Here is a 24,133-nt window from a genome sequence, read left to right as displayed (position 1 = left end):
GAACGAAATTTATGCAAAAAAAAAGAGGATTTCTCCTCTTTCAATTATTTTTCTAAAATATCCATTTTTTCGGCAAAATGCGCACAATAATCTCGCAAATCTTCAACAATATTTGTTTCTCCGGTTGCTCGCAGGAAACTATCGCCCATAGTTTGTAGGGTTTCATAAAAAAAACGTTTCATTTCGTCTACCGGCATGTCTTTAGTCCAAAGATCTATTCTCAAACTATTTTTATAATTATGATCCCATAAAGCCAGCATCATAGATTTTACAGCTAAAGCCTCTTTATTCTCGGCATCTGTAGATTCCCATGTTATATTTTCAGGAACGTTATTATCATCAAGTTCAATAGTCAGTTTAATCTCTGCTTTTCTCATATCTTTTTAAAAATTAAAATCAGGATAATTATCAGTAAAATAAAGGACGACTGGATTAGCCATATCCACTTCATACTAGTCACCAGTCTTCTGAAGATTATATCGGTTAAAAACAACACAAAAGCCAATACCAATGTATAAGCAACTTTAACATACGGACTGGCAACCGCAGCAACATCGGCAGGAAACAAAACCAGATAACCTACATAAGCCACACACACTGCCAGCACTAAACTTAATGGCGTAATTTTAATATTGGTTAAGCTCATCTCCTTTTCTTCTTAATGCTTTTTCCGGTATTCGCTTTACCCAGGTTTTTACCGGTAGCCTTCGCTCTCTGTGCTTTAAACTTTGCTTTTTGTGCCTGTGTTTTTTTATCGTGAAAAGCTCCTTTAAAATCAGGATCTTCTTTCTTCTTTTGATTATCTATTTCACGCGCTATATCCTGTCTTTCCTGATAAGGAGTTTCTTCTACAAAAACATGAGCAGGTATATCTTTTACAGGTATTTGCTGACGAATAAGGTTTTCTATTTTACGGAGATAATATTCTTCTGCCGGATTGCAAAAAGTCACCGCCTTCCCCAGAGCAGAAGCTCTTCCGGTACGCCCTATCCTATGCACATAATCCTCGTAAATTACCGGAACCTCAAAGTTAATAACATGCGACACAGAGCTTACATCTATACCCCTTGCAGCAACATCCGTAGCTACCAGAATACGTACCTCATCATTTTTAAAAGCATTAATAGAATTGATACGGGTATTTTGTCCCTTATTGGCATGTAATACCTTCACATGATTCTCATTAAACTTTCTCAGCAAAAAACGATAAACATTCTCTGCTACAGCCCTGCTTCTGCAAAAGATGATAAGCTTGGAAACTTCCGGATCATCCTCGACATAAGTTTTCAGTAAATTGATCTTAGTCTTAAAATTAGGAACAAAGTAAAGCTCCTGCTCCACTGTTTGCGCTGGTGTAGCTTGCGGAGTAATTTCTACCTTGGTAGGCCATAAAAGAAAGTTTTCCGATAAACGTTCTACTTTCTCGCTCATAGTTGCAGAGAACAATAAATTCTGGCGCTTTTTGGGAACTATTTCTAGTACTTTGTTGATCTGAGGCATAAACCCCATATCCATCATCTTGTCAGCCTCATCCAACACCAATACCTGAAGCTTTTTAGTAACTATATGTCCGGCCAAATAAATATCCATAAACCTGCCCGGTGTAGCAATTAAAATATCAAGACCTTTTGAAATCTGTTCTATCTGAGTTTTAGGACCTATACCTCCATAAACCACCACAGACCGTAAATCTGTATATTTAGCATATTGCTGTACATTTTCATCAATCTGCATGGCTAATTCACGTGTAGGAGCCAAAATCAGAGCCCTAATATCATTTCCCTGAGCGTATTTAAGCTTCATGATAATGGGCAGTACATAAGCGGCAGTTTTTCCTGTTCCGGTTTGTGCAATACCCAAAACATCTTGCCCGTTCATGATTGGAGGAATAGCTTTTGACTGTATTGGAGTAGGTTCGGTATAGCCGGCCTCTTCAATAGCGTTCAGTATTTGTCTATTAAATTTAAATTCTTCGAAGTTTTTAGACATACCCGCAAAGATAGATTTTTTTGAACAGATATGAGATTTGGTATACGAGATTTAAACCCCGGGGTCCCAGATGCAAAAAAGTTTACAAAAAACCGAAGATTGAATACCGCTCTCCCTCCAGAAAAGTTTAAGAATCAGAAAACACCACTCAACTATTCGGATTAATCAACTAAAAATTTCCGTAATTTTGTTTCCATGTCCAAATTAATAATCAAAAACGCCACTATTGTAAACGAAGGAAAACAATTTAATGGTGATATACTAATAGAAAATGACAGAATAGCTAAAATAGGCACCAACCTTTCGGACCATTCTGCTAAAGAAATAAATGCGGAAGGAAAACACCTTCTACCTGGGTTTATAGATGATCAGGTTCATTTCAGAGAGCCTGGACTTACCCATAAAGCAGAAATATATACCGAAGCTAAATCTGCAGTTGCAGGTGGTATTACCTCTTTTATGGAAATGCCCAATACCGTCCCTAACACCTTAACTCAGGAATTATTGCAAGACAAATACAATATTGCTTCGCAAAAGTCGCTTGCCAACTATTCTTTTTACATGGGTGCCGGAAACGATAATTTAGAAGAAGTACTTAAAACCAATCCGGAAAATGTATGTGGTGTTAAAGTTTTCATGGGTTCATCTACCGGAAATATGCTGGTTGACAATGAAACTACTTTAAACGGAATTTTCAGTCAGGTACCTATGCTTATTGCTACGCATTGCGAAGACGAAGCCACCATTAAACATAATATGGCTATTTTTAAAGAGCAATATGGAGATAAGATCACTCCCGAAATGCATCCTGTTATCAGAAATGCCGAAGCTTGCTTTATATCTTCTTCCTTTGCTGTAGAATTAGCTAAAAAACACAATACCAGGCTACATATTCTTCACATCTCTACCGGAAAAGAAACTCATTTATTTAGAAACGATATTCCTTTATCACAAAAAAGAATCACCGCGGAAGCTTGTATCCACCATTTATGGTTCAGTGACAAAGATTATGCTACCAAAGGCAACTGGATAAAATGGAATCCTGCCGTAAAAACAGAAGCCGATAAAAACGAAATTTTAAACGCAGTTTTAGACGGAAGAATAGATGTAATAGCTACAGACCATGCTCCGCACACCATTCAGGAAAAAGAGCAACAGTATTTAAATGCACCTTCCGGTGGCCCTTTGGTACAACATGCATTAAATGCATTACTGGAAATGCACCATCAAGGCAAAATAACCTTAGAACAGATAGTAGAAAAAATGGCTCATAATGTTACCGTATGTTTCCAGATGAAAGACCGTGGTTTTATTCGTGAAGGCTATAAAGCCGACTTGGTTTTGGTTGATTTAAATAAAAATTATACGGTTGATAAAAGCAATGTCCTTTCTAAATGCGGATGGTCTCCGTTCGAAGGGCAGAAATTTAATTCTGTAGTAACGCATACTTTTGTTAGCGGACATTTGGTATATGAAAACGGAGTTTTCGACGAAAGTATTAAAGGAGAACGACTTTTATTTAATCGTTAACCCTAAAATCTGCTTTTGCTTGATTACATTTCAATAACAATGCATCAAGCAAAAGTATGTAACTTTACACCAATAATTATGGCTAAGATTTCGATTAACCTGGCAACAGGATCAATACAAAAAGAAGATATTATTGTAGGGATAGATTTAGGAACAACAAACTCCTTGGTATCATTCATTAATCCCGATAACCAACCACAGGTAATTAACGATACAGGAAAAGGAATATTAGTTCCATCTGTTATCCATTTTGACGAAAACAATACACCTACTGTTGGTAACGAAGCTAAAGACTTTCTGATTAGCGATCCGCAAAACACTATATTTTCGGTAAAAAGGCTTTTGGGCCGTTCTTACAAAGACATTCAAGATCACGAGGACTATTTTTCTTACAAAATTATTGATGACGATAATGACGAAAGTCTGGTAAAAATCAAAATTGGAGAAAATTTTTATACGCCTATAGAACTTTCTGCGGTTATTTTAGCAGAATTAAAAGCCCGGGCAGAACATGCGTTAAAAACAAAAGTAAGCAGAGCAGTAATTACTGTTCCGGCTTATTTTAATGATTCGCAAAGACAAACAACCCGCGATGCCGGAAAACTGGCTGGTCTGGATGTATTACGTATTGTTAACGAACCTACCGCTGCTTCACTGGCTTATGGAATAGGCCTGAGTCAGGAAGAAGAAAAAACTATTGCTGTTTACGATTTAGGTGGAGGAACTTTTGACATCTCTATTCTGAAAATCCAAAACGGCATATTTGAAGTGCTATCTACCCATGGAAATACTTTCTTAGGTGGAGATGATTTTGATAGAGCTATTGTAAATTACTGGATAGAACAAAATAAGCTGACTGGAGATATTCCAATGCAGGCGTTAAGATTAAAAGCAGAAGAAGCCAAAAAGTCTTTTATGCATCAAAATCTTTTCAATGATAAAATTGGAGATATTTTTTGCGCTCTGGACAAACAAACTTTTGAACAACTTATCGCTGATAAAGTAAACGAAACCATTATTTCCTGTAAAAATGCATTAGCAGATGCTGAATTGGAAACAGCTAATATAGACGAAATAATTATGGTGGGCGGCTCTACACGTACCGCACTTGTAAAACGTAAAGTTTCAGAATTCTTTGGAAAACAGGTTAACGATAACATTAACCCTGATGAAGTAGTTTCTTTAGGTGCAGCAATACAAGCTGATGTACTTTCGGGCAACCGAAAAGATATTCTTTTGTTAGATGTAACTCCCCTTTCTCTGGGTATAGAAACTATGGGCGGATTAATGGATACCATTATCCCGAGAAACTCTAAAATTCCCACCAAAGCAGGCAGACAATATACCACTTCTGTTGATGGACAGGTGAACATGAAAATAGCCGTTTATCAGGGAGAAAGAGATTTGGTAAAAGAAAACCGTAAGCTCGCAGAATTTGATTTAAAGGGAATTCCTTCTATGCCGGCCGGACTCCCTAAAGTTGATATCAATTTCTTACTGAATGCTGATGGTATCTTAACAGTCGAGGCCATTGAACTACGTTCAGGAGTAAAACAACATATAGATGTAAAACCAACCTACGGTTTAAAAGATGAAGAGGTTGAGCAAATGTTGCTGGACTCTGTTTTGAATGCTAAAGAAGATGTTGCTCAACGGATGGTAATAGAAGCCAGAACAGAAGGCGAACAAATGGTTTATACAGCAGAAAGGTTTATTGAAAAAAACACTACCTTTTTAACTTCTGATGAGATTAATGAAACCAACAAACTTATTGCAGATTTAAAAAACGAGTTAACAAGTAACGATAAAGATAAAATCCACTCAGCTATCGATGCTTTAAATGAATATACACGACCTTTTGCAGAACGTTTGATGGATCATGCTATTTCTCATGCCATGAAAGGTAAAAGTATTGAATAGATAAGAAAGCACCTTGTTTTCCTTTTAAATATATCCTACACATTCAAATTGTATTAATTTATAATGGATTAATACAATTTGAATATAACCACATCACTTAAGTTTTTTATATTTTCTCATTTTAAAGATTAACAGATATCTTTATTTCATCATAAACTTTAAAACCGATCATTTTAATCCATTTAGTTATGAAAATTATTACTTGGAATTGTAATGGTGCTTTTCGAAATAAATATAGTTCTCTCGATTGTTTTAACGCAGATGTTTTAGTAATTCAAGAATGTGAGAACCCTTTTATATCGAATGATGTATCATATAAACATTTTGCAAAAAATCATATTTGGATTGGAAACAACAAACATAAAGGATTAGGTATTTTTGCTAAAGAAGAGATAAAAATTAAATCATTAGATTGGTCTAATATCTACGAAACACATCCTGTCAACTATTTTCTTCCCGTCCAGATTAATCATACCCAAACTTTAATTGCTGTTTGGGCACATCATAATAACTCGCCTACTTTTGGTTATATTGGACAATTATGGAAATATTTACAAATAAATGCTGATAAACTAAAAAACTCAATTATAATTGGAGATTTTAATAGCAATAAAATATGGGATTGTTGGGATAGATGGTGGAACCATTCAGAAGTAGTCAATATTTTAAAAAATAATGGAATAGAAAGCGCTTACCATAAACTCTATAACGAAAACCATGGCGAGGAAGTTCAAAAAACATTTTTCCTTCATAGAAATCATTTAAAAGCTTATCATATTGACTATTGTTTTCTCCCAACTTCTCTCCTTCAAGAAACTACAAAAATAGAAATTCCAAATTTTGAAAACTGGAAATCACTGAGTGATCATCTACCTTTGATTATAGAATATTAAATTCATTAAATAGATAAAACTAAATAAGCGTTATCAAAACGTTATTACAGCTTTACATCTATAAATGGAAGCGGCTATTCCGATAAAAGAATAGCCGCTTTCTAAGCTTTTATATTACAATCCTAAGCTTGCAAGCCCGGAATATCAACCATTTCGTTAGCATCGGCTGCGTAATCTACTCCTGCTATTTCAAAACCAAAAAGGTTGAAGAAATCTGTTCTATAACCTGCTAAATCGCCAAGTTCAGATAAATTCTCTGTAGTTGTTTTTTCCCATAATTCAGAAACAACTGCCTGTACATCATCTCTTAATTCCCAATCGTCTATACGTATTCTACCTTTTTCATCAACAGGAACTTCGCCAGCAGTATACAAACGATCTTTATACAGTCTGTAAATCTGCTCAATACATCCTTCATGTAAACCTTTTTCTTTCATCGTTTTATAAAGCAAAGAAATATATAAAGGAATAACCGGAATTGCAGAACTTGCCTGAGTTACCAAACCTTTGTTAACAGATACATAAGATAAACCGTTCAGGTCTTTTAATTTTTCGTTGATACGAGTTACGGTTGCCTCCAAATGGTCTTTTGCTCTACCTATAGTACCATTACGGTAAACGGCTTCTGTTACTTTAGGACCTATGTAAGAGTAAGCTACAGTTAATGCATTTTCTGCAATCACTCCTGCATCTTTCATTTCATCTATCCAAAGTTCCCAATCTTCTCCACCCATTACTTTTATAGTATTGGCTACATCCTCTTCACTAGCAGGTTCAATAGACACCTGTTTAACCTCTCCTGTATGGAAATCAACAGTTTTATTTTCAAATACCTGACCTATTGGCTTTAGAGTCGATTGGTATGTTATTCCTGTTTTAGGATCTGTTCTTCTTGGCGAAGCAAGACTGTAGATAATTAAATCTACCTGTCCAAGATCTTTCTTTATCAGATCTATAGTCTTTTGTTTAATCTCATCAGAAAAAGCATCTCCGTTAATACTTTTTGCATATAAACCTGCTGCATGTGCTTCTGTTTCAAATGCGGCAGTATTATACCAACCTGGTGATGCTGTTTTACCTGGTGCAGGTTCTTTTTCGAAGAAAACTCCGATAGTTGATGCATCAAATCCAAATGCGGCACTAATGCGAGAAGCCAACCCAAATCCGGTTGAAGCACCTATTACCAAGACTTTCTTGGGTCCATTGATCTTACCTTGTTGCTTTACGTACTCTATTTGTTGCTTTACGTGTGCTGCACAGCCAACTGGATGAGCTGTTAAACAGATGAATCCTCTGGTTCTTGGTTCAATAATCATTTTACTTTTTATTTATTTTAAAAGTTATTGTCTTTATCCTTTTGTATAGAAAGATGTATTTTTCTTTTTAAACGGCCGTAAAGTTACCAATTTATTGCTATTTCAGATATTTCACAAGAATTTTTAGCTGAAACATTTATTATCAACTCTTTAGACTATTTTTTACAGCTGGCAAATAAACATACAATACTACCGCCCTAATCAATACGTAAGTAATAAAGGCTAACCATAGACCAGTATTACCAAAAAAATGCACCAATATATATCCTGATATCAGAAAACAGAACAGGGATATCAGACTAGCATTCCGCATTTCCTTGCTTTTAGTGGCTCCAATAAAAACACCATCCAGCTGAAAGGCAAAAAAAGAACACAACACGTATACCGATGAAAAATAAACGTACTGATTGGCTACCTGCCTTACTCCTTCATCCTTAGTTAAAAAATATATTCCTGAATGACCGCATATTACAATCAGTAACGCCAGCAGTAAAGCTGTTACGGCTGCTATTTGATTGCTATCTTTAAATTGCCTTTCAAAATAAACCGGGTCTTTTTTTCCTATTGCTTTTCCTGTAAACATTTCCAGAACATAGGCATAACCATCCAGAAAAAATGCTGATAGTGATACAAATTGTAGTAAAATGTGATTTGCTGCCAAAGTTGTGTCTCCAAATTTTGCTCCCTGATTGGCAAACCAGGCAAAACCACCTAATAAAGCCAGTGTTCTCAGCATAATATCTGTATTTACACTCATCATCTTCCAAAGAGAATCCCGGTTCAATACTTCTTTTTTTGCTGCAACAAAAAAACTAAGCACATTAAAACCAAGTTCTTTCTGTAAAATAAACCATGCAAACAATACAGTAGCACATTCGGCAATAAGCGTTCCCAAAGCCACTCCTTTTACACCCCACTGTAATTGCAATACAAAAAATAAGTTTAAGCTTATATTAACTCCGTTGAGGAAAAGCTGTATCCATAATATCTTTTTAGTTTTACCCAAACCAATTAGTGCGCCCAATAGAGAATAAGTAATTAATGTAGCCGGAGCCCCCCATATACGTATCCCAAAAAAATCTTTAACCAATATTTTAAGTTCTTCACTCCCATCCAGCACATACATCGCAAATGAGCTTATAAAAGATTGTAGTAGCACCAATACCATCCCTATAACAAAACCTATAAACATAGACCTTGTGAGTATCAGCTTCACCAGATATTCATTATCCGCACCATTGGCCTGTGCCACAAAACCAGTGGTCCCCATTCTAAGGAAGCCAAATCCCCAATAAACAAAATTAAAGATTAGACTACCAAGAGCTATGGCACCTAAATGAGTAGCAATTCCTGTTTGCCCGATTGCAAAAGTATCTGCCAAACCCAACAATGGTGTGGCCGCATTTGCCAGAATAATAGGAAATGCCAGTTTAATGATTTGTTTATGGTTTTGTAATTTTCCTATTTTATTCTGATGCATGGAGTATGATATCTTATTTTCAACAAAAAAACTATTGTTAATCGTTTTAAACTACATTTGACAAATACAAACTTATCACATTTTACTTTGTTATATTGTTCTAAGTATTTAATTGAAGTTATGTTTTTACGTTTACAGCATCACAACAACATTCTTATAAAACTTATCTCCTTTTTTTGTTTTTTCAATTTCCTAATATATCCAGCCGCTTCAACTGCACAGATATTGCCTCATAAAAAGGATAGCGTACAAACGATACAGGACACCCTTTTACTTAAACTACAAAAAGCACAGAACTTAATAAATGAAGTAAATGCTTCTTCTAAAAACGGTTATGCTTTACAGGAAATACATACCGATCTTTTAGATATCGAAAAAAATATTGCACCAATACGTGAAGACCTAAAACAGCCGAACAGAATAATAGATCAAAAAACATTAACGGGATATAACCTTATTTTAAAAAAATCTGTTGAATCTATTGAATATTGGCGCGCTAAATTAATAACCAGCAATAATGAGTTACAGTTGCTATCTGATCGGGTTGGCAATTTAGGTTCAGACTCTTTACTAAATTTAAACAGCAGGGATACTTCTACTAAGAAACTTTACCACAAGCAACTATACGAGCTGAAAGAACGACTACAGCAATCAGGAATGCAAATAACTTCCAATCTGGATACTGTTTCTAAAGCTTTAGCTAAGGTTTCTACTGTATATTTTGAAATTACAGATCTTCAGGCTTCAATTAACGAAAACATAAAAAGTTCAGAACAAAGTTCTTTCAGAAAAGAATCGCCATATATATGGTCGGCTCCCAAAGGTAAATCTGCCGATAGTTTTACAGATCTGCTTTCATCGTCATTTACTGGGCAAGATAAAATTCTCCATTATTTCATAGATTCTACCTGGGATAATCGTATTCTTTTACTATTGCTAAGTGGTTGTTTTTTCTTCTGGGTCTATTTCAATTTCAAAAAAACACAGAAAGAAGAAATCAAAAAAGAGATTGGAGATTTGAAGTTCGACTTCATTAAACCTATCCCTATCATATCCACTCTCATTGTTTTATTTAACCTCACTGCTTTATTTGAGCCACAGTCTCCCGCATTATATATAGAGGTCATGCAGTTTCTATTGCTTATGTGCCTCACCGTTGGTTTTTGGAAAAGTCTCCCTAAAAACGAGTTAAAATACTGGCTTGTGATTGTGGTATTGTATATTTTCACTGTTCTGGCCACGGCTACGGTAAGAGATGCTTTTTATATCAGAATAGTACTAATTGCGCTTAACATTTTTTCGCTGTATATCGGTAAAAAGTTCTATACCAAAATACGATATATACAAATTGCACAAAAAACAGTTAAACCCATACTGTTTATATTTCTTGCTCTTAATTGTTTATCCATTGTACTTAATATCTTCGGTAGAATAAGTTTAGCAAGTACATTTAGTACCACAGCAATTATAGGACTTACTCAGGTAATTGGATTGGTAGCATTTATTCTTATTATAATAGATGCTCTTGAACTGCAAATAAGAATCAGTTGCATTACCGGTGGTGTTTTTTCAAGGGTAAATCTGGATAAAGCCAGAAGTTCATTTAAAAAAATACTGTCTTTGGTTGCCATTATTTTGTGGCTACTTGTATTTCTTATAAATCTGGGAATTTCTGATCCAGTTTTCTCTTTCGTAGAAAAGGTATTGAATAAATCCAGAACATTTGGGAGCATTAGTTTTACGTTTTATAATATTTTATTCTTCGCACTTATTCTCTACATTTCTAACTGGTTACAGAAAAATATTGAAGTTATATTTGGAGAGCGTTCTATTGGTTTCTCTAACGAAGTTGAACACCGCAGTTCTAAACTAACATTAATCAGATTAATTGTTGCTATTGTAGGGGTTCTATTGGCTATTATGGCATCTGGAATTGCTTTAGATAAACTAACCGTTGTACTGGGAGCATTAAGTGTTGGTATTGGTTTGGGCATGCAGAATATAGTCAACAATTTTGTATCCGGCATTATCCTGATTTTCGAAAAACCATTTCATATTGGCGATTATGTCGAACTAGCCGATAAAAAAGGAAAAATTAAGGATATAGGTATACGGGCAAGCAAAATGCTGACTCAACAAGGTGCTGAAGTAATTATTCCAAATGCCGATTTACTTTCTAATCGCTTTGTTAACTGGACAACCAATAAAGCTTATGTACGTTCGGAAATTATTCTTAAAGTAAATATAAATACGGAGTTAAATACAGTAAATAAGATTGTTGAAGAAGAGGTAAATAATTCCAAATTTACGGTCAGGAAAATGCCTTTCGAAATTTTAATCAATGCTGTTGCTGCTGATTCTATTGAACTAAAAATACTAGTATGGATAAAGAATATCTATATGGAACCAAACTTCAAAAATCTTTTATTTCTTCAGCTGATTAATAAATTCAAAGAAAATGGGATTAAGATCATGTAAATGAATTATTTACAATACCTACAAATACTTTTTAAACACACTCCTGATCTGGCTGAGGTAGCTTGTACCAAACAAATTGAGATGTATAAGCAAAGGATAAAGGTTCCATATATCGCATCGTTCCTCCCATCCTCTTTTAAGTGGTAAGGTTTCTTGGTAACCATTATAAAATGTCTGGCTAAAACCACCAAATAGTCTGGTCATGGCAATATCAATCTCTCTGTTTCCAAAATAAACCGCCGGATCAATTAAAATAGGTTGTTGTAATTTATCCACAACAGCATTACCACTCCACAAATCTCCATGCAATAAAGAAGGTTTATCAGCTTCATAAATACTTTCTATAAATGGATAGACCTTCTGAAAATCAGACCTATCCTGATTGGTTAAAAACTGTTGACGACTTGCCAACTCAATCTGAGGTTCTAAACGTTTTTCTATAAAAAAGGAAAGCCAATCTGTATCTGTTGCATTGTCCTGCAACAAGCTTCCCATATAGTTAGAGGTAAAAAGACCGTATTCCGTATTTCTGGTCAGGTGCATTTTAGCCAACTTTATCCCTAAATCAAACATACTAGCCGGAGTAAAAAAGTCGATATCAATCCATTCCAAAATAAGAAACACCTGATCTCCTTCTCTTCCGTACGCAATAACCTGAGGGACTTTAATAATTTTTGTAGAATTGATGAGGTTTAAGCCCAGTGCCTCCTTTTCAAACAAATCAGGGAATTGGTTAGCATCATTAACCTTAATAAAATAGGTAGCATTATTTTCACCAATAATCTTAAAAGCTAAATTAATATCGCCTCCACTAACAGGTTCAAAATATCTGATTTTAAACCCATTACCAACAGACACTCTTATTAATTGTTCAATACTATCTCTGAAGCTAGCCGTCCACATTATTTTTTTAAATACTCTTGTAAAATCGCAATTATTTTTATACTTAAAAAATCTATCTTTGCAAATCACATGAAGCATATACGTAACTTCTGCATTATTGCACACATCGATCACGGTAAGAGTACACTTGCCGATCGTTTATTGGAATATACTAACACCATTACCCAGCGCGAAGCTCAGGACCAGCTATTAGATAATATGGACCTGGAACGCGAACGTGGCATCACGATAAAAAGTCATGCCATACAAATGAGCTATAAACACAATGGGGAAGATTATATTCTTAACCTTATTGATACACCCGGACACGTAGATTTTTCTTACGAGGTTTCAAGGTCTATTGCTGCCTGTGAAGGAGCTCTACTAATTGTAGATGCCTCACAAGGGATCCAGGCGCAAACCATCTCCAATTTATACCTGGCATTGGAGCACGATTTAACCATCATCCCAATTCTGAATAAAATGGATCTTCCAGGTGCTATGCCAGAAGAAGTGAAAGACCAGATTATTGAACTGATTGGTTGTGAAAGAGAGGAAATTATTCCTGCTTCCGGAAAAACCGGAATGGGTGTTTATGATATCCTTGGCGCAATCATCGAACGCGTTGCCGCTCCAGTTGGTGATCCACAAGCTCCTTTACAAGCTTTAATCTTCGACTCTGTTTTCAACCCATTTAGGGGGATTATCGCCTATTTCAAAGTGGTAAACGGAGAAATCAGAAAAAACGACAAAGTAAAATTCGTAGCTACAGCCAAAGAATACTATGCGGATGAAGTTGGTGTTTTAAAACTACAACCTTCGCCAAGGGATGTGGTAAAAACTGGCGACGTAGGTTATATCATTTCTGGTATTAAAGAAGCCAGAGAGGTAAAAGTTGGGGATACCATTACACATACTGCCAGACCTTGTTCCGAGGCTATTCAAGGTTTTGAAGAAGTAAAACCAATGGTATTCGCCGGTATTTATCCGGTTGATACCGAAGATTTCGAAGAATTGAGAGAAGCTATGCACAAACTGCAGTTAAATGATGCTTCTATCGTATTTGAACCAGAATCTTCTGCCGCCCTGGGTTTTGGTTTCCGTTGTGGTTTCTTAGGAATGCTACACATGGAAATTATCCAGGAACGCTTAGAGAGAGAGTTTGATATGACCGTAATTACTACGGTACCTAACGTATCTTACAGAGCCTACACAACTAAAGGAGATGAAATTGTAGTAAATAACCCTTCTGAGCTACCTGATCCCTCTAAATTAGATTTCGTAGAAGAACCCTATATCAAAGCCAATATCATCACTAAGTCTGATTATGTTGGTCCTGTAATGTCACTTTGTATCCAAAAAAGAGGAACCATTGTGAATCAACATTACCTGACTTCTGATCGTGTAGAGTTGGTTTTCGAAATGCCTATGGGCGAAATTGTATTTGATTTTTATGATAAATTAAAAACAATTTCTAAAGGATATGCTTCTTTTGACTATCACCAGATTGGTTATAGACAGTCTGACCTGGTTAAAATGGACATCATGTTAAATGGTGAGCAAGTAGATGCCCTTTCATCTTTAATTCACAGAAGTAATGCTTACGATTTTGGTAAAAAAATCTGTGAAAAACTGCGTGAATTGATTCCTAGACAACAGTTCGATATTGCTATTCAGGCCTCTATAGGTGCTAAAATTATAGCCCGTGAAAACGTTAGAGCTTTAAGAAAAGACGTAACTGCTAAATGTTACGGTGGTGATATATCCCGTAAGCGTAAGTTATTAGAAAAGCAGAAAAAAGGTAAAAAGCGTATGCGTCAGGTAGGTAACGTAGAAATTCCTCAATCGGCGTTTATGGCAGTATTAAAATTGGATTAATTACTTAGTTTTAAGTAATAAGTATTAAGTTATAAGGTCGCAAAATACCTGCTTAAAACTTAAAACCTAAAACTTAGCACTCAAAAATACATGGAATTACTAGACGGAAAATTAGTTTCAGAAGAGCTTAAAAAACAAATAGCTGTAGATGCAGCAGAAATGCTGGAGAAAACAGGAAGAAAACCACATTTAGTAGCTATTTTAGTGGGTAACGATGGTGGTAGCGAAACCTATGTTGCCAGTAAAATGAGAAACTGTGAGAAAGTAGGTTTCAAATCATCTTTGGTAAGATACGACGTAACGGTTACTGAAACTGAATTATTAAATAAAATTGAAGAACTAAACAAAGATGCCGAAGTTGACGGATTTATTGTTCAACTACCTCTTCCTAAACATATCAATCCGGATGTTATTACCGAAGCTATTGATTATCGTAAAGATGTAGACGGTTTCCACCCTATTAATTTAGGCAGAATGCAACGTAACTTACCTTGTTTTTTACCTGCAACACCTTACGGAATTATGCTGATGTTAGAATACTACGGTATTGAAACAGCAGGAAAAAATTGTGTTGTAGTAGGCAGAAGTAATATTGTAGGTAGCCCGATGAGTATTTTAATGGCCAGAAATTCCAATCCAGGAAACTGTACCGTAACATTAACTCATAGCAGAACTGCTAATTTGTCTGACTTCACCAAAAATGCGGATATTTTGATTGCTGCTATTGGCAAGAAAAATTTTATTACCGCAGATATGGTTAAAGAAGGTGCGGTAGTTATTGATGTAGGTATGAACCGTGAAATTTCTGAGACTACAAAATCGGGATATAAATTATTTGGAGATGTTGATTTCGAGAATGTAGCTCCAAAAGCTTCTTATATTACCCCTGTTCCTGGAGGCGTTGGATTAATGACTATCGTTTCTTTATTAAAAAACACCTTAGCGGCTGCCAAAGGAGAGGTCTATTCAAAATAAATCCCCTTTTCAGTATAAAAAATAAGTCTTCTAAATTTGTGTTTGCGCAAATTTAGAAGACTTATTTTTTTTTACAACTACCTATTTCTTAACATTAAGCCTTTCCTTAATCTCTTTTACCAATAGCGGAAAAGCAGGATAAGCCATATTATGCCCGTAGCCCTGTAACTCCAACAAACGGGTTTGTTCATGACCAACTATTTTCATCATACGAGAAAAATAAGCATTCTCTTCATAACGTCCCAACATTTCCATTTCTCTGTCTCCGGTAATCAATAAAATTGGTGGGGCATCCTTTCTAACATGAAATAGCGGAGACAAATTATCTATAACGGGTTGCGTTTCCTTTATACCCTGCTCCTTTCTCACAGTAAAATGAGTAATGCACTGTCCACTAAAAGGAATCAGTTCTGCTACTTCATTCGCATCAATCTGATGCTTAGCTAAGTATTTCTTATCTAAAACAGCCATTAAACCAAGATAACCTCCGGCAGAATGCCCTGATACAAAAACCTTTCCCCTGTCCCCTCCATATTGGCTTATATTTTTCAATATCCACGCAATAGCAGCTGCAGAATCTTCTATAGCTTCAGATACTTTCACTGTTGGACTTAATCTGTAGCCAACAGCAATAACGCCAAAACCTTTGTTTTTTAAATATTCAGGAATTTCCTTTTTACCACCAGTAATTCCTCCCCCATGTAACCAAATAATAGTAGCAAATCCTTTTCCATTTTTCGGATAATATACATCTACTACACATCTGCTTCTTTTAATAGAATCGGTATAAAACTGCTCTGGATAATACTTAACATCGGTTAGTGTTTCGTATACAGTATTTTGCCCGGATACACTCAGGTTAAAACCGATTAGAATAGTCAATAAAATTAATCTCATAATCATAAATATAGAAAAATAACAACAAACTATTCCTAAGCAGAAATAGTCAAATATTTTGGTATTAAAACACAATAAAAATTTATAAAATGAAATTTATTATTAATAAAAACAATTTTTTGTTTTAAATATCAAAATTTAACTATATTTATAGTTAACAACAACAACCAAATATTAAACCAAGCAATCATTTTGCTTTTATTTATTACCAATAATGAAAAAGTCGTTCATCTCCTTTTGTGCGACATGGTTAGTATTTTTACCTGCGCATGCTCAATTTATTGAGGGAGCCCCTTTTACAGCTATAGCCAATGCATCTGTAGCTATAAACAACGTATGGGCAGCCAATAACAATCCTGCTGGCTTAAGTTTTCTGACTAAAACCATTGTAGCTGCAGGTTACGAAAACAAATTCTTAACCAAAGAATTTAGTGCCAGTTCGCTCATACTAGCCTTGCCCTTCAATAAAATTGTTATAGGTGGTTCTTTTCAAAAATATGGCATCCCTGACTTTTCTCAAATCAAAACAGGAATAAGCCTAAGTAAATCGTTTGGACATACTCTCAGCTACGGAATACGCCTCAATTATCATCAAATAAATATTACTGGGTATAACAACGAAAAAACTTTTTCGGCAGATTGTGGAATAATGTATGCCATTAATAAAAAAATATGGCTTGCTGCTAGCTTGGGTAATATATCACAAGAATCATTTAAAACCATTCACGATCAAACAATAGATGCATATATCAAGTTTGGAGCTTCTATTCTCTTAAACGAAAAATTAACAGCATGCTCTCAAATAGATAAATACACAGATAACGCACTTGATTACAGAATGGGATTAGATTACAAATTACTAGAAATTCTGTCGCTTAGAGGAGGGCTATCATTTAATACTTTCAGACAATACGCAGGAATAGGTATTTCCCATAAAAAGTTAGTGATAGATTTAGCTATTTCTAGTCATCCGGTACTCAGTTACTCACCGCAAATAGCCTTAGCCTATGAGTTTTAGACATCTACCCTTTATCATAATTCTATTCTTACCATTCGGTATCAAAGCACAGGATCCTGATTTATTAATCGAAAAGATCTTAGAAGATATTACAGAAAGCAGAGAAGAAGAAATAGATCTCGAGGAGTTATCAGAACGACTCAATTATTACAAAAAATTCCCTATAAATATTAATAAAACCAATAGAGAACAACTAAGGGAACTTTATTTTCTCTCTCCTATACAAATAGATCAATTGCTAAACCACATAAAAGATACAGGAAGTATATTAGAAATTTATGAACTACAAAGCATAGAGGGATTTAATCTTGAAACAGCAAAATTATTATCCCTTTTCTGTATAATAAAACCAAAAAACGAATTTGAAAATTTTTCTGTTCGTAGTATGTTTAAAAACGGGAAAAGCGATCTGATGTTAAGATACGGACGGGGCATCGAATTACAACGTGGCTTTACTATTCCTAAAGACAGTGATAAAAGCCGCTATTTAGGATCGCCAGACAAAATGTATACTCGCTACCGATTTTACTTTCAAAATAACATCCAATTTTCTCTAAATCTTGAAAAAGATGCAGGTGAATATTTCTGGAACACATCAGGTCAAAATAATGGTCCTGATTTTATATCAGCCAGTCTATACCTTCGAAACTTATCATCAATAGAAAAACTAGTCATCGGAGATTATTCGTTGCAATTTGGTCAGGGAATAACTTTATGGAGTGGCTTGGCTTTTGGAAAGGGAACAGACATCATTTCCACGGTCAAACAAGACTTAGGACTACGCCCCTACACCTCTTTTACAGAATATTCGTTTTTCAGAGGGATTGCTGCACAAACGACCATTAAAAAACTAAGAATAACCCCGTTTTTCTCTACAAAATTTGTAGATGCTTCTACAGATATAGATAACGAAGGAAATCTTCTCGTCAATAATTTACAATATACAGGGTTACACCGTACACCAAACGAACTTCAAAATAAAAATGCAATCAGACAAACCGTTACAGGTTCTCATATAGAACTAGACCATAAATGGGCTAATATTGGTTTTACGTTTTACCATACTGGTTTTAACAGCAACTTTTCTCAGTCGGATTTATTATATAAGCGCTTTTCCTTTACTGGTTCCAGCTTAATTAATAGTGGCATTAACTATAGTAAGACCTATAAAAATTTTTATTTTTTTGGAGAAGCTTCAAGCAGTATTCCTGGTGGATTTGCCTTTCTCAACGGTGTACTTTCCAGTTTGAGTAATAAACTCTCTCTTATTGTTTTACACAGAAATTATAATAAAGATTTTCATAATTTTTTCAGTCAGGCTATAGGAGAAAATACCCGAACAGAAAATGAAAAAGGACTATACTCCGGTTTTAATTATCAGGTGAATAAACATTATGAGTTTAGCTTTTATGCCGATGCATTTAAATTTCCATGGTTAAAGTTTGGTGTAGATGCCCCCTCCAAAGGTTACGATATTCAGGGACAGTTTAACTACACCCCATCTAAGCAGCTAAAAATGCAGTTAAAATATCGTCTCAAAGAAAAAGAGCAAAACATATTAGACATCACAACCAATGCACTGGAATATTATCGCAGACAGAATTATAGATTAGAAATACAATACCAGATAAGACCAGAAATGACGCTAAAAAACCGAGCTGAAGTTTCACAATATAAAACCTCATCTACGGCTAATAGATTCGGATTTTTAGCTTTTCAGGATATCACCTATTCAAAAAAAAGAGCCCGCTTATCAGGCAATATACGCTATGTTATTTTTGATACAGATGGCTACGATACAAGAATTTACACTTATGAAAATGATGTGCTTTTTGGCTATTCAATTCCTGGATTTCAAAACAAAGGAATCAGGTTTTATCTGAATACAAGATATAAAGTGAATAAGAAAATAGATTTATGGATGAAATACAGCCTAACCAGATACCGGGATACAGAACTTATAGGAAGTGGTTTAGATGAAATTGCAGGTAACAGAAAATCAGATATCAGGCTCCAGTTAAGATACCTTTTTTAGATAATAAAACATGGTTAAACAGGAAATTCCATTTTTCAGACAGGTATTTTTCTTTATAGCAGGAATAGAAACGGCCATTCGCTACCAATTACCTATTTACCCTGCCTATCTATCCTGGTCAATTTCATTAATACTCTTAATTCTGTTTATCATAATTAGCAAACAGAAAAAGCGCTATCACCATAACTGGATTCCGGGTATACTCATTAGTATTTTATTTTTCATATCAGGCTTAACCATATGTTTAAAACATCAGGAAATAAATTATAACACTCATTTTTCAAAAAAAGCCCCTAAATACCTTACCGTAACTGTACAGGACAATCCCAGAACAAAAGGAGATATAGCCAGATTTCCCGTACGTATCAAACATATTATAGACACTAATAATCTGCAATTACCGGCAAAGGGTAATTTATTACTGGCAGTAAAATTTGATACACTAAAAAAACTTAATATTAAGTATGGAGACCAGCTATTAATCAGAGCTAAATTTTCCGAAACAGAAGCTCCTTACAATCCTGCCGAATTTAATTACAAAAAGCACCTCAGTTTCAAAAGAATTTATCATCAGAGCTTTATCAATACCGATGAGATTATCTCCTTAAACACCAACAAAGGAAATCCCATAATTGCATTTTCTTTAAATTTCAGAGAAAAGTTAGTACATCAATTTAAAAAACATCTCGAAAACAAAAACTCCCAATCCGTAGCTTCCACACTGATACTGGGAGATAGAAGTGAGCTCGATGAAGAAATATTGACCGCTTATCAAAAAACAGGAACCTTACATATTCTTTCCGTTTCAGGAATGCATGTAGCCATCGTTGTTCTCTTACTTAATTTTTTGTTCAAACCGTTAGAAAAAAACAAATTAGGAAGAGCTGTCAGATTAATATCCATGTTAATATTAATATGGTTTTATAGCCTATTAACAGGGCTTGATCCATCCATTCTAAGAGCCGCGGTAATGTTAAGCTTTGTATTAATTGCCAGGTTTATAGCCGTAAAAACTAACACCTATAATATTATAGCAGCAACGGCTTTGTTTATCCTTATGATAGATCCGTTTAATATTAGAAATATTGGTTTCCAACTTTCATTTCTTGCTGTTCTTGGTTTAATATATTATTATCCAAAACTGTATCACCTCCTCTACTTCAAAAACAGATTTTTAGACTTAGTATGGCAATGCGCTGCAGTTTCTATTGCAGCCCAAATAACCACCACTCCACTAAGCCTTCTTTATTTCCATCAATTTCCAGTTTACTTTGTTGTAAGTAATCTTTTTATGGCCCTTCCCTCATCAGTAATCATGTATCTCGGTTTTTTATTTCTTTTTACAGGGGCATTGCCTCAATTACAAACAGGTATTGGTTGGCTATTAAATCATTTCATAGACTGGAGTAATAAAGGTCTCATTTTTATAGAAAAAATGCCTTTTTCCGTCATAGAAAAAATATGGGTAACATCTTACGAAGCTCTATTGCTATACCTTTTATTACTCAGTTTAATTCCCAAATGGAAATCAAAAATTATAGGTATGTACCTGTTCACATTCCTTTCAATACTTTTAACGCTTTCATTCAGTTATCGACAAATAGCGTTTGTTAAGCAGCAACATACCATATTCTTCTCACTTAGAAAAAATACCGCAATAGCACATATTAAAGGTAAATCAGCGCTACTGATTACAGATCTGGACTCTACCGAACTTACCTTTAAGTTTTCTGTAAAGCCTTATCTGGATAGCTGTAACATACAAAAGGTTATTAAAATAAATCCGCACACTTACGAAAATGAAAACACTTATATATTGGATAAACAAAAACTAAAAATTATCAATCATAAATCCAATCACTTCCATACCGATTCCTCCAACTGGATATTGTTAAGTGGAAATAAAGTATATGATTTAAATAAAGCGCTAAAAAAAAGTTATACAGATTTGATAATTATCGACGGCAGAAACAAAGACTATATTGTAAATAAATTACAGAACCAGATAAAACAAACTCATCTTCAGTATTATAATCTGAAAAGAAATAATGCATTAGAATTGAAGTCCTACCCAGATAAAACCTCTTTTTAAAGACATTTCACTACATTTGCGTATGCTAAAAAGTCTTAAGTTTTTTATACAGTATTTTATTTTCTGGTTAGTTTTTTTTGCAGTTAACAGGATTGCTTTTGAACTATGGAACAAAGATAAATTCAATGATATAGACCTTAGCGAAATTGCAAAAACTTTTTTACATGGAATGCACATGGATGCTTCTATGAATGGCTATTTTTGCGTTATTCCATTTCTTACAGGCATAGTTTGTTGGTTAGTTCCAAAAGTAAATTTTCCCAAAAAAGCCCTTAACATATACACCACAATACTAATAGTCATAACGGTATTAGTTACCATAATAGACTTTAATATATATACAGAATGGGGAACCAAAATCAGCAAAAAAGTAATAGATATAACATTAGAAACTCCAAAAGAAGCACTTGCATCAAGTAGCTCCTCACCTTTGTTTAAAATATCTGTTTTTGCAATTATATTGCTGGTCACAGCATATTTTCTATATAAAATTTGTATCCCTAAGTCTATCATTTTCACTAACAAAGGATACTTTTCTTCAAGATTAATAGTATCATTAATTATATTGACTCTTACCTTTCTTTCCATAAGAGGAGGCTGGAAAATAGCACCAATGAATCCAAGTCAGGTGTATTTCAGCAATACCCCTATTCTAAATCATTCCTCCTTAAATGCAAATTGGTTGCTTATATCCACTTACCTGAAAAACTCAGACGATAAAAATCCTTTCATTTACTTCTCCAAAGAAGAAGCCAATACCATTGTAGACTCGCTCTATAGCGTAAAAAAAGATACGACCATAAAAATTATTGACAACAATAATCCCAATGTTGTTTTATTCATAATAGAAAGCTTTACAGCAGATGTAGTAGCAGAACTGGAAGGAGAAGTAAATGTCACACCACACTTTTCTAAAATCATTGAAGACGGCCTATTATTTACCAATATCTATTCCTCAAGTGATAGAACAGATAAAGGAATAATTTCTATACTTAGTGCTTTTCCTTCACAAGGATCAAAAAGTATTATCAAGGAAAATGAAAAGCAAGAAAAACTTCCATCCATACCAACCGAATTAAGAAAAGCAACATACAACACTTCGTTCTTTTATGGTGGATATAGCGAATTTTCTAATTTTAAATCATATATATTAAGTCATCAATTTCAACATTTAGAAGATGCAGATTTATATGAACGTAAAGATTTAACATCTAAATGGGGAGCCTATGATGAAGTCACCTTCAACAGACACTTGAATTATTTAAACAAAGAAAAACAACCGTTTTTTTCAACCTTACTAACATTAACCAATCACGAGCCATTCGCTTTACCTCAGAAAGGTCAATTTGGAAATAAAACAGTAGAAGACAAATTCAGAAGTACAAGCTACTATACCTCAAAACATCTGTTTGAATATCTAAACAAAGCAAAAAAAGAAAGTTGGTATAAAAACACTATTTTTATTTTTGTTGCCGATCATGGGCATAGATTACCTAAAAATGAAAACGAAATTTATAATCCAAACAGATACCATATTCCACTTCTAATATATGGCGAACCATTAAAAAAAGAATTCAGAGGAAAAAAAATCAATACAATAGGTAATCAAACAGATATAGCTGCTACACTGTTAGCACAACTCAACCTAAGCAGTAAACAATTCAAATACAGTAAAAATCTAATGAATCCTTATGCTAAAAGTTTTTCATTTTACGTTTGGCAAGATGGTTTTGGGTTTATAGACCATCAGGGAAGTCTATCGTTCGACAGAGAAGCTAATAAGACAATTTATACCAATCCCAAAAACATTCAGCAAAACCAGTATAAATATTATTTAAATAACGGAAAAGCCCTGATGCAAAGTGTTTATCAAAACTACTTAGATAATCAATATCAATAAAGACGAAAAGCCACTCTTTCATCAGAGACATGCATTATTTGGAGTAGGTACTTATTGTATAATTGGAGGCAAAGCCAAAAGCGGATATATTATTTGATAAATATCCTGAATTAAAACCGTATTTAACTTAATTCAAAAACGTCCAAATGTGTTCTATGCTAATAATGAATATAATGTAGAATTCACAAAATTAGCCTAATGGTATAATAGGAAAAAAAGACCGGGTATTAAAACTTTTAATACTATCCAAACACAATTTGCACAAACTATAGATCAATCTTAAACGATTTATTAATAAAAGTACAACCTCTTCTGCAGAGCCTTTCAATATATCAAAATAAAAACTTAGAGGGAGCTTGAGATCTCTTCAGATTGACGAAATTATTAACTTAATCCATATCATTGACTGCTTCGCTCAGTCTCCGTCTATTTAGTTTGACCTTTATTGCCTCATCCTCCATGGTCGGAAGGAAGGGAGAACCATACATTAGCTCTCTCTGGGGTTTTGGTTTTCACCTCCGGCTCCCTTGAATCCCTTAATTGTTACTAAAAACTAAAGAAATACCAATAGCAGAAAAATGGAAAATGAGTAGATGTTAATTCCGACAACCTTGAATCCCTTAATGAGTCCGCAGACAGGACAGGCCCATAAGAGAGCCCTTTATCCTTCGTATGATACATTCTCAAACCATGCGATCCTTAAGGAGTTCGTGGTATGATTCTTTCAAATTTCAGGGGATCACAATGCAATAGCTTTCAAATCTTTTTCAAACAAATAAGGGCCGGTAAGCATGAAGCTTCCGGCCCTCTTTAAGGTTCGGCACCGACCTACTCTCCCACGTGTTACCGC

18 protein-coding genes are annotated in these 24,133 nt (G+C 34.5%); 10 read left to right on the top strand and 8 right to left on the bottom strand.

Annotated elements, in window-relative coordinates; all coding sequences use genetic code 11:
* Window positions 1-44: 44 nt before the first annotated feature.
* The 3 genes from gldC to ACFSAH_RS12315 are packed head-to-tail and all read right to left on the bottom strand — an operon-like array spanning window position 45 to window position 1,989.
* Window positions 45-377, bottom strand: a complete 333-nt coding sequence (gldC, locus tag ACFSAH_RS12325; RefSeq protein WP_379663049.1) for a gliding motility protein GldC — start codon at window positions 375-377, stop codon at window positions 45-47.
* Window positions 374-646 (bottom strand): hypothetical protein, encoded by a 273-nt coding sequence (locus ACFSAH_RS12320; RefSeq protein ID WP_379663048.1) that lies wholly within the window; start codon window positions 644-646, stop codon window positions 374-376. The genes gldC and ACFSAH_RS12320 overlap by 4 nt, the downstream gene beginning before the upstream one ends.
* Window positions 643-1,989, bottom strand: a complete 1,347-nt coding sequence (locus ACFSAH_RS12315; RefSeq protein ID WP_379663047.1) for a DEAD/DEAH box helicase — start codon at window positions 1,987-1,989, stop codon at window positions 643-645. Before ACFSAH_RS12315 ends, ACFSAH_RS12320 begins: the two co-directional genes overlap by 4 nt.
* A gap of 195 nt (window positions 1,990-2,184) precedes the next feature.
* Between ACFSAH_RS12315 and ACFSAH_RS12310 the strand changes: the two genes are divergently transcribed.
* The 3 genes from ACFSAH_RS12310 to ACFSAH_RS12300 all read left to right on the top strand — a co-directional run bounded on the left by ACFSAH_RS12310 (window position 2,185) and on the right by ACFSAH_RS12300 (window position 6,332).
* Entirely contained in the window at window positions 2,185-3,519 is a 1,335-nt protein-coding gene (locus ACFSAH_RS12310; RefSeq protein WP_379663046.1) for a dihydroorotase, read from the top strand.
* Window positions 3,520-3,597: 78 nt separating this feature from the next.
* Complete coding sequence (gene hscA, locus ACFSAH_RS12305) at window positions 3,598-5,439, top strand: Fe-S protein assembly chaperone HscA (RefSeq protein ID WP_379663045.1); 1,842 nt, start codon at window positions 3,598-3,600, stop codon at window positions 5,437-5,439.
* Between the two features lie 188 nt (window positions 5,440-5,627).
* Window positions 5,628-6,332, top strand: a complete 705-nt coding sequence (locus ACFSAH_RS12300; protein WP_379663044.1) for an endonuclease/exonuclease/phosphatase family protein — start codon at window positions 5,628-5,630, stop codon at window positions 6,330-6,332.
* 122 nt (window positions 6,333-6,454) lie between these two features.
* On the opposite strand, the gene fabV is transcribed toward ACFSAH_RS12300, so the two are convergent.
* Both fabV and ACFSAH_RS12290 read right to left on the bottom strand, forming a co-directional pair.
* Window positions 6,455-7,648, bottom strand: a complete 1,194-nt coding sequence (fabV, locus tag ACFSAH_RS12295) for an enoyl-ACP reductase FabV (RefSeq protein ID WP_379663043.1) — start codon at window positions 7,646-7,648, stop codon at window positions 6,455-6,457.
* Between the two features lie 142 nt (window positions 7,649-7,790).
* Entirely contained in the window at window positions 7,791-9,128 is a 1,338-nt protein-coding gene (locus tag ACFSAH_RS12290; RefSeq protein ID WP_379663042.1) for an MATE family efflux transporter, read from the bottom strand.
* 225 nt (window positions 9,129-9,353) lie between these two features.
* On the opposite strand from ACFSAH_RS12290, the gene ACFSAH_RS12285 reads away from it, so the two are divergent.
* Entirely contained in the window at window positions 9,354-11,606 is a 2,253-nt protein-coding gene (locus ACFSAH_RS12285; RefSeq protein ID WP_379663041.1) for a mechanosensitive ion channel domain-containing protein, read from the top strand.
* A gap of 18 nt (window positions 11,607-11,624) precedes the next feature.
* Here ACFSAH_RS12285 and ACFSAH_RS12280 read toward each other — a convergent pair whose 3' ends face one another.
* On the bottom strand, window positions 11,625-12,509 hold the full coding sequence (locus ACFSAH_RS12280) for a fructosamine kinase family protein (RefSeq protein ID WP_379663040.1): 885 nt from the start codon (window positions 12,507-12,509) through the stop codon (window positions 11,625-11,627).
* A 69-nt stretch (window positions 12,510-12,578) separates the two neighbouring features.
* Between ACFSAH_RS12280 and lepA the strand changes: the two genes are divergently transcribed.
* Both lepA and ACFSAH_RS12270 read left to right on the top strand, forming a co-directional pair.
* On the top strand, window positions 12,579-14,366 hold the full coding sequence (gene lepA, locus ACFSAH_RS12275; protein ID WP_379663039.1) for a translation elongation factor 4: 1,788 nt from the start codon (window positions 12,579-12,581) through the stop codon (window positions 14,364-14,366).
* Window positions 14,367-14,456: 90 nt separating this feature from the next.
* Entirely contained in the window at window positions 14,457-15,341 is an 885-nt protein-coding gene (locus tag ACFSAH_RS12270) for a bifunctional 5,10-methylenetetrahydrofolate dehydrogenase/5,10-methenyltetrahydrofolate cyclohydrolase (protein ID WP_379663038.1), read from the top strand.
* 81 nt (window positions 15,342-15,422) lie between these two features.
* Here the strand turns inward: ACFSAH_RS12270 and ACFSAH_RS12265 are convergent, their stop codons facing one another.
* Window positions 15,423-16,238 (bottom strand): alpha/beta hydrolase, encoded by an 816-nt coding sequence (locus tag ACFSAH_RS12265; protein ID WP_379663037.1) that lies wholly within the window; start codon window positions 16,236-16,238, stop codon window positions 15,423-15,425.
* 214 nt (window positions 16,239-16,452) lie between these two features.
* Here ACFSAH_RS12265 and ACFSAH_RS12260 point away from each other — a divergent pair, with 214 nt between their 5' ends.
* The 3 genes from ACFSAH_RS12260 to ACFSAH_RS12250 are packed head-to-tail and all read left to right on the top strand — an operon-like array spanning window position 16,453 to window position 21,383.
* Window positions 16,453-17,256 (top strand): hypothetical protein, encoded by an 804-nt coding sequence (locus ACFSAH_RS12260; protein WP_379663036.1) that lies wholly within the window; start codon window positions 16,453-16,455, stop codon window positions 17,254-17,256.
* On the top strand, window positions 17,246-19,291 hold the full coding sequence (locus ACFSAH_RS12255; protein WP_379663035.1) for a ComEA family DNA-binding protein: 2,046 nt from the start codon (window positions 17,246-17,248) through the stop codon (window positions 19,289-19,291). The genes ACFSAH_RS12260 and ACFSAH_RS12255 overlap by 11 nt, the downstream gene beginning before the upstream one ends.
* Before the next feature lie 10 nt (window positions 19,292-19,301).
* Window positions 19,302-21,383, top strand: coding sequence for a ComEC/Rec2 family competence protein (locus ACFSAH_RS12250; RefSeq protein WP_379663034.1), 2,082 nt, complete (start codon window positions 19,302-19,304; stop codon window positions 21,381-21,383).
* A 195-nt stretch (window positions 21,384-21,578) separates the two neighbouring features.
* Here ACFSAH_RS12250 and ACFSAH_RS12245 read toward each other — a convergent pair whose 3' ends face one another.
* Entirely contained in the window at window positions 21,579-21,971 is a 393-nt protein-coding gene (locus ACFSAH_RS12245) for a hypothetical protein (protein ID WP_379663033.1), read from the bottom strand.
* Window positions 21,972-21,996: 25 nt separating this feature from the next.
* Between ACFSAH_RS12245 and ACFSAH_RS12240 the strand changes: the two genes are divergently transcribed.
* The gene (locus ACFSAH_RS12240) at window positions 21,997-23,283 is read left to right on the top strand and encodes an LTA synthase family protein (RefSeq protein ID WP_379663032.1); all 1,287 of its coding nucleotides are present in this window, start codon (window positions 21,997-21,999) and stop codon (window positions 23,281-23,283) included.
* Window positions 23,284-24,133: the final 850 nt, after the last annotated feature.

The organism is Pseudopedobacter beijingensis, assembly GCF_042678145.1.
Taxonomy (GTDB): Bacteria; Bacteroidota; Bacteroidia; order Sphingobacteriales; family Sphingobacteriaceae; genus Pseudopedobacter; species Pseudopedobacter beijingensis.
Note: the sequence above shows the minus strand (reverse complement) of the source record. Positions and strands in the feature narration are given on the sequence as shown.

Coding starts and splice junctions, on each gene's coding strand:
- gldC (WP_379663049.1), bottom strand. CDS start 377: ATGAGAAAAGCAGAGATTAAACTGACTATTGAACTTGATGATAATAAC.
- ACFSAH_RS12320 (WP_379663048.1), bottom strand. CDS start 646: ATGAGCTTAACCAATATTAAAATTACGCCATTAAGTTTAGTGCTGGCA.
- ACFSAH_RS12315 (WP_379663047.1), bottom strand. CDS start 1,989: ATGTCTAAAAACTTCGAAGAATTTAAATTTAATAGACAAATACTGAAC.
- ACFSAH_RS12310 (WP_379663046.1), top strand. CDS start 2,185: ATGTCCAAATTAATAATCAAAAACGCCACTATTGTAAACGAAGGAAAA.
- hscA (WP_379663045.1), top strand. CDS start 3,598: ATGGCTAAGATTTCGATTAACCTGGCAACAGGATCAATACAAAAAGAA.
- ACFSAH_RS12300 (WP_379663044.1), top strand. CDS start 5,628: ATGAAAATTATTACTTGGAATTGTAATGGTGCTTTTCGAAATAAATAT.
- fabV (WP_379663043.1), bottom strand. CDS start 7,648: ATGATTATTGAACCAAGAACCAGAGGATTCATCTGTTTAACAGCTCAT.
- ACFSAH_RS12290 (WP_379663042.1), bottom strand. CDS start 9,128: ATGCATCAGAATAAAATAGGAAAATTACAAAACCATAAACAAATCATT.
- ACFSAH_RS12280 (WP_379663040.1), bottom strand. CDS start 12,509: ATGTGGACGGCTAGCTTCAGAGATAGTATTGAACAATTAATAAGAGTG.
- lepA (WP_379663039.1), top strand. CDS start 12,579: ATGAAGCATATACGTAACTTCTGCATTATTGCACACATCGATCACGGT.
- ACFSAH_RS12270 (WP_379663038.1), top strand. CDS start 14,457: ATGGAATTACTAGACGGAAAATTAGTTTCAGAAGAGCTTAAAAAACAA.
- ACFSAH_RS12265 (WP_379663037.1), bottom strand. CDS start 16,238: ATGAGATTAATTTTATTGACTATTCTAATCGGTTTTAACCTGAGTGTA.
- ACFSAH_RS12260 (WP_379663036.1), top strand. CDS start 16,453: ATGAAAAAGTCGTTCATCTCCTTTTGTGCGACATGGTTAGTATTTTTA.
- ACFSAH_RS12255 (WP_379663035.1), top strand. CDS start 17,246: ATGAGTTTTAGACATCTACCCTTTATCATAATTCTATTCTTACCATTC.
- ACFSAH_RS12250 (WP_379663034.1), top strand. CDS start 19,302: ATGGTTAAACAGGAAATTCCATTTTTCAGACAGGTATTTTTCTTTATA.
- ACFSAH_RS12245 (WP_379663033.1), bottom strand. CDS start 21,971: ATGGAAAGAAAGGTAAGAGTCAATATAATTAATGATACTATTAATCTT.
- ACFSAH_RS12240 (WP_379663032.1), top strand. CDS start 21,997: ATGAATCCAAGTCAGGTGTATTTCAGCAATACCCCTATTCTAAATCAT.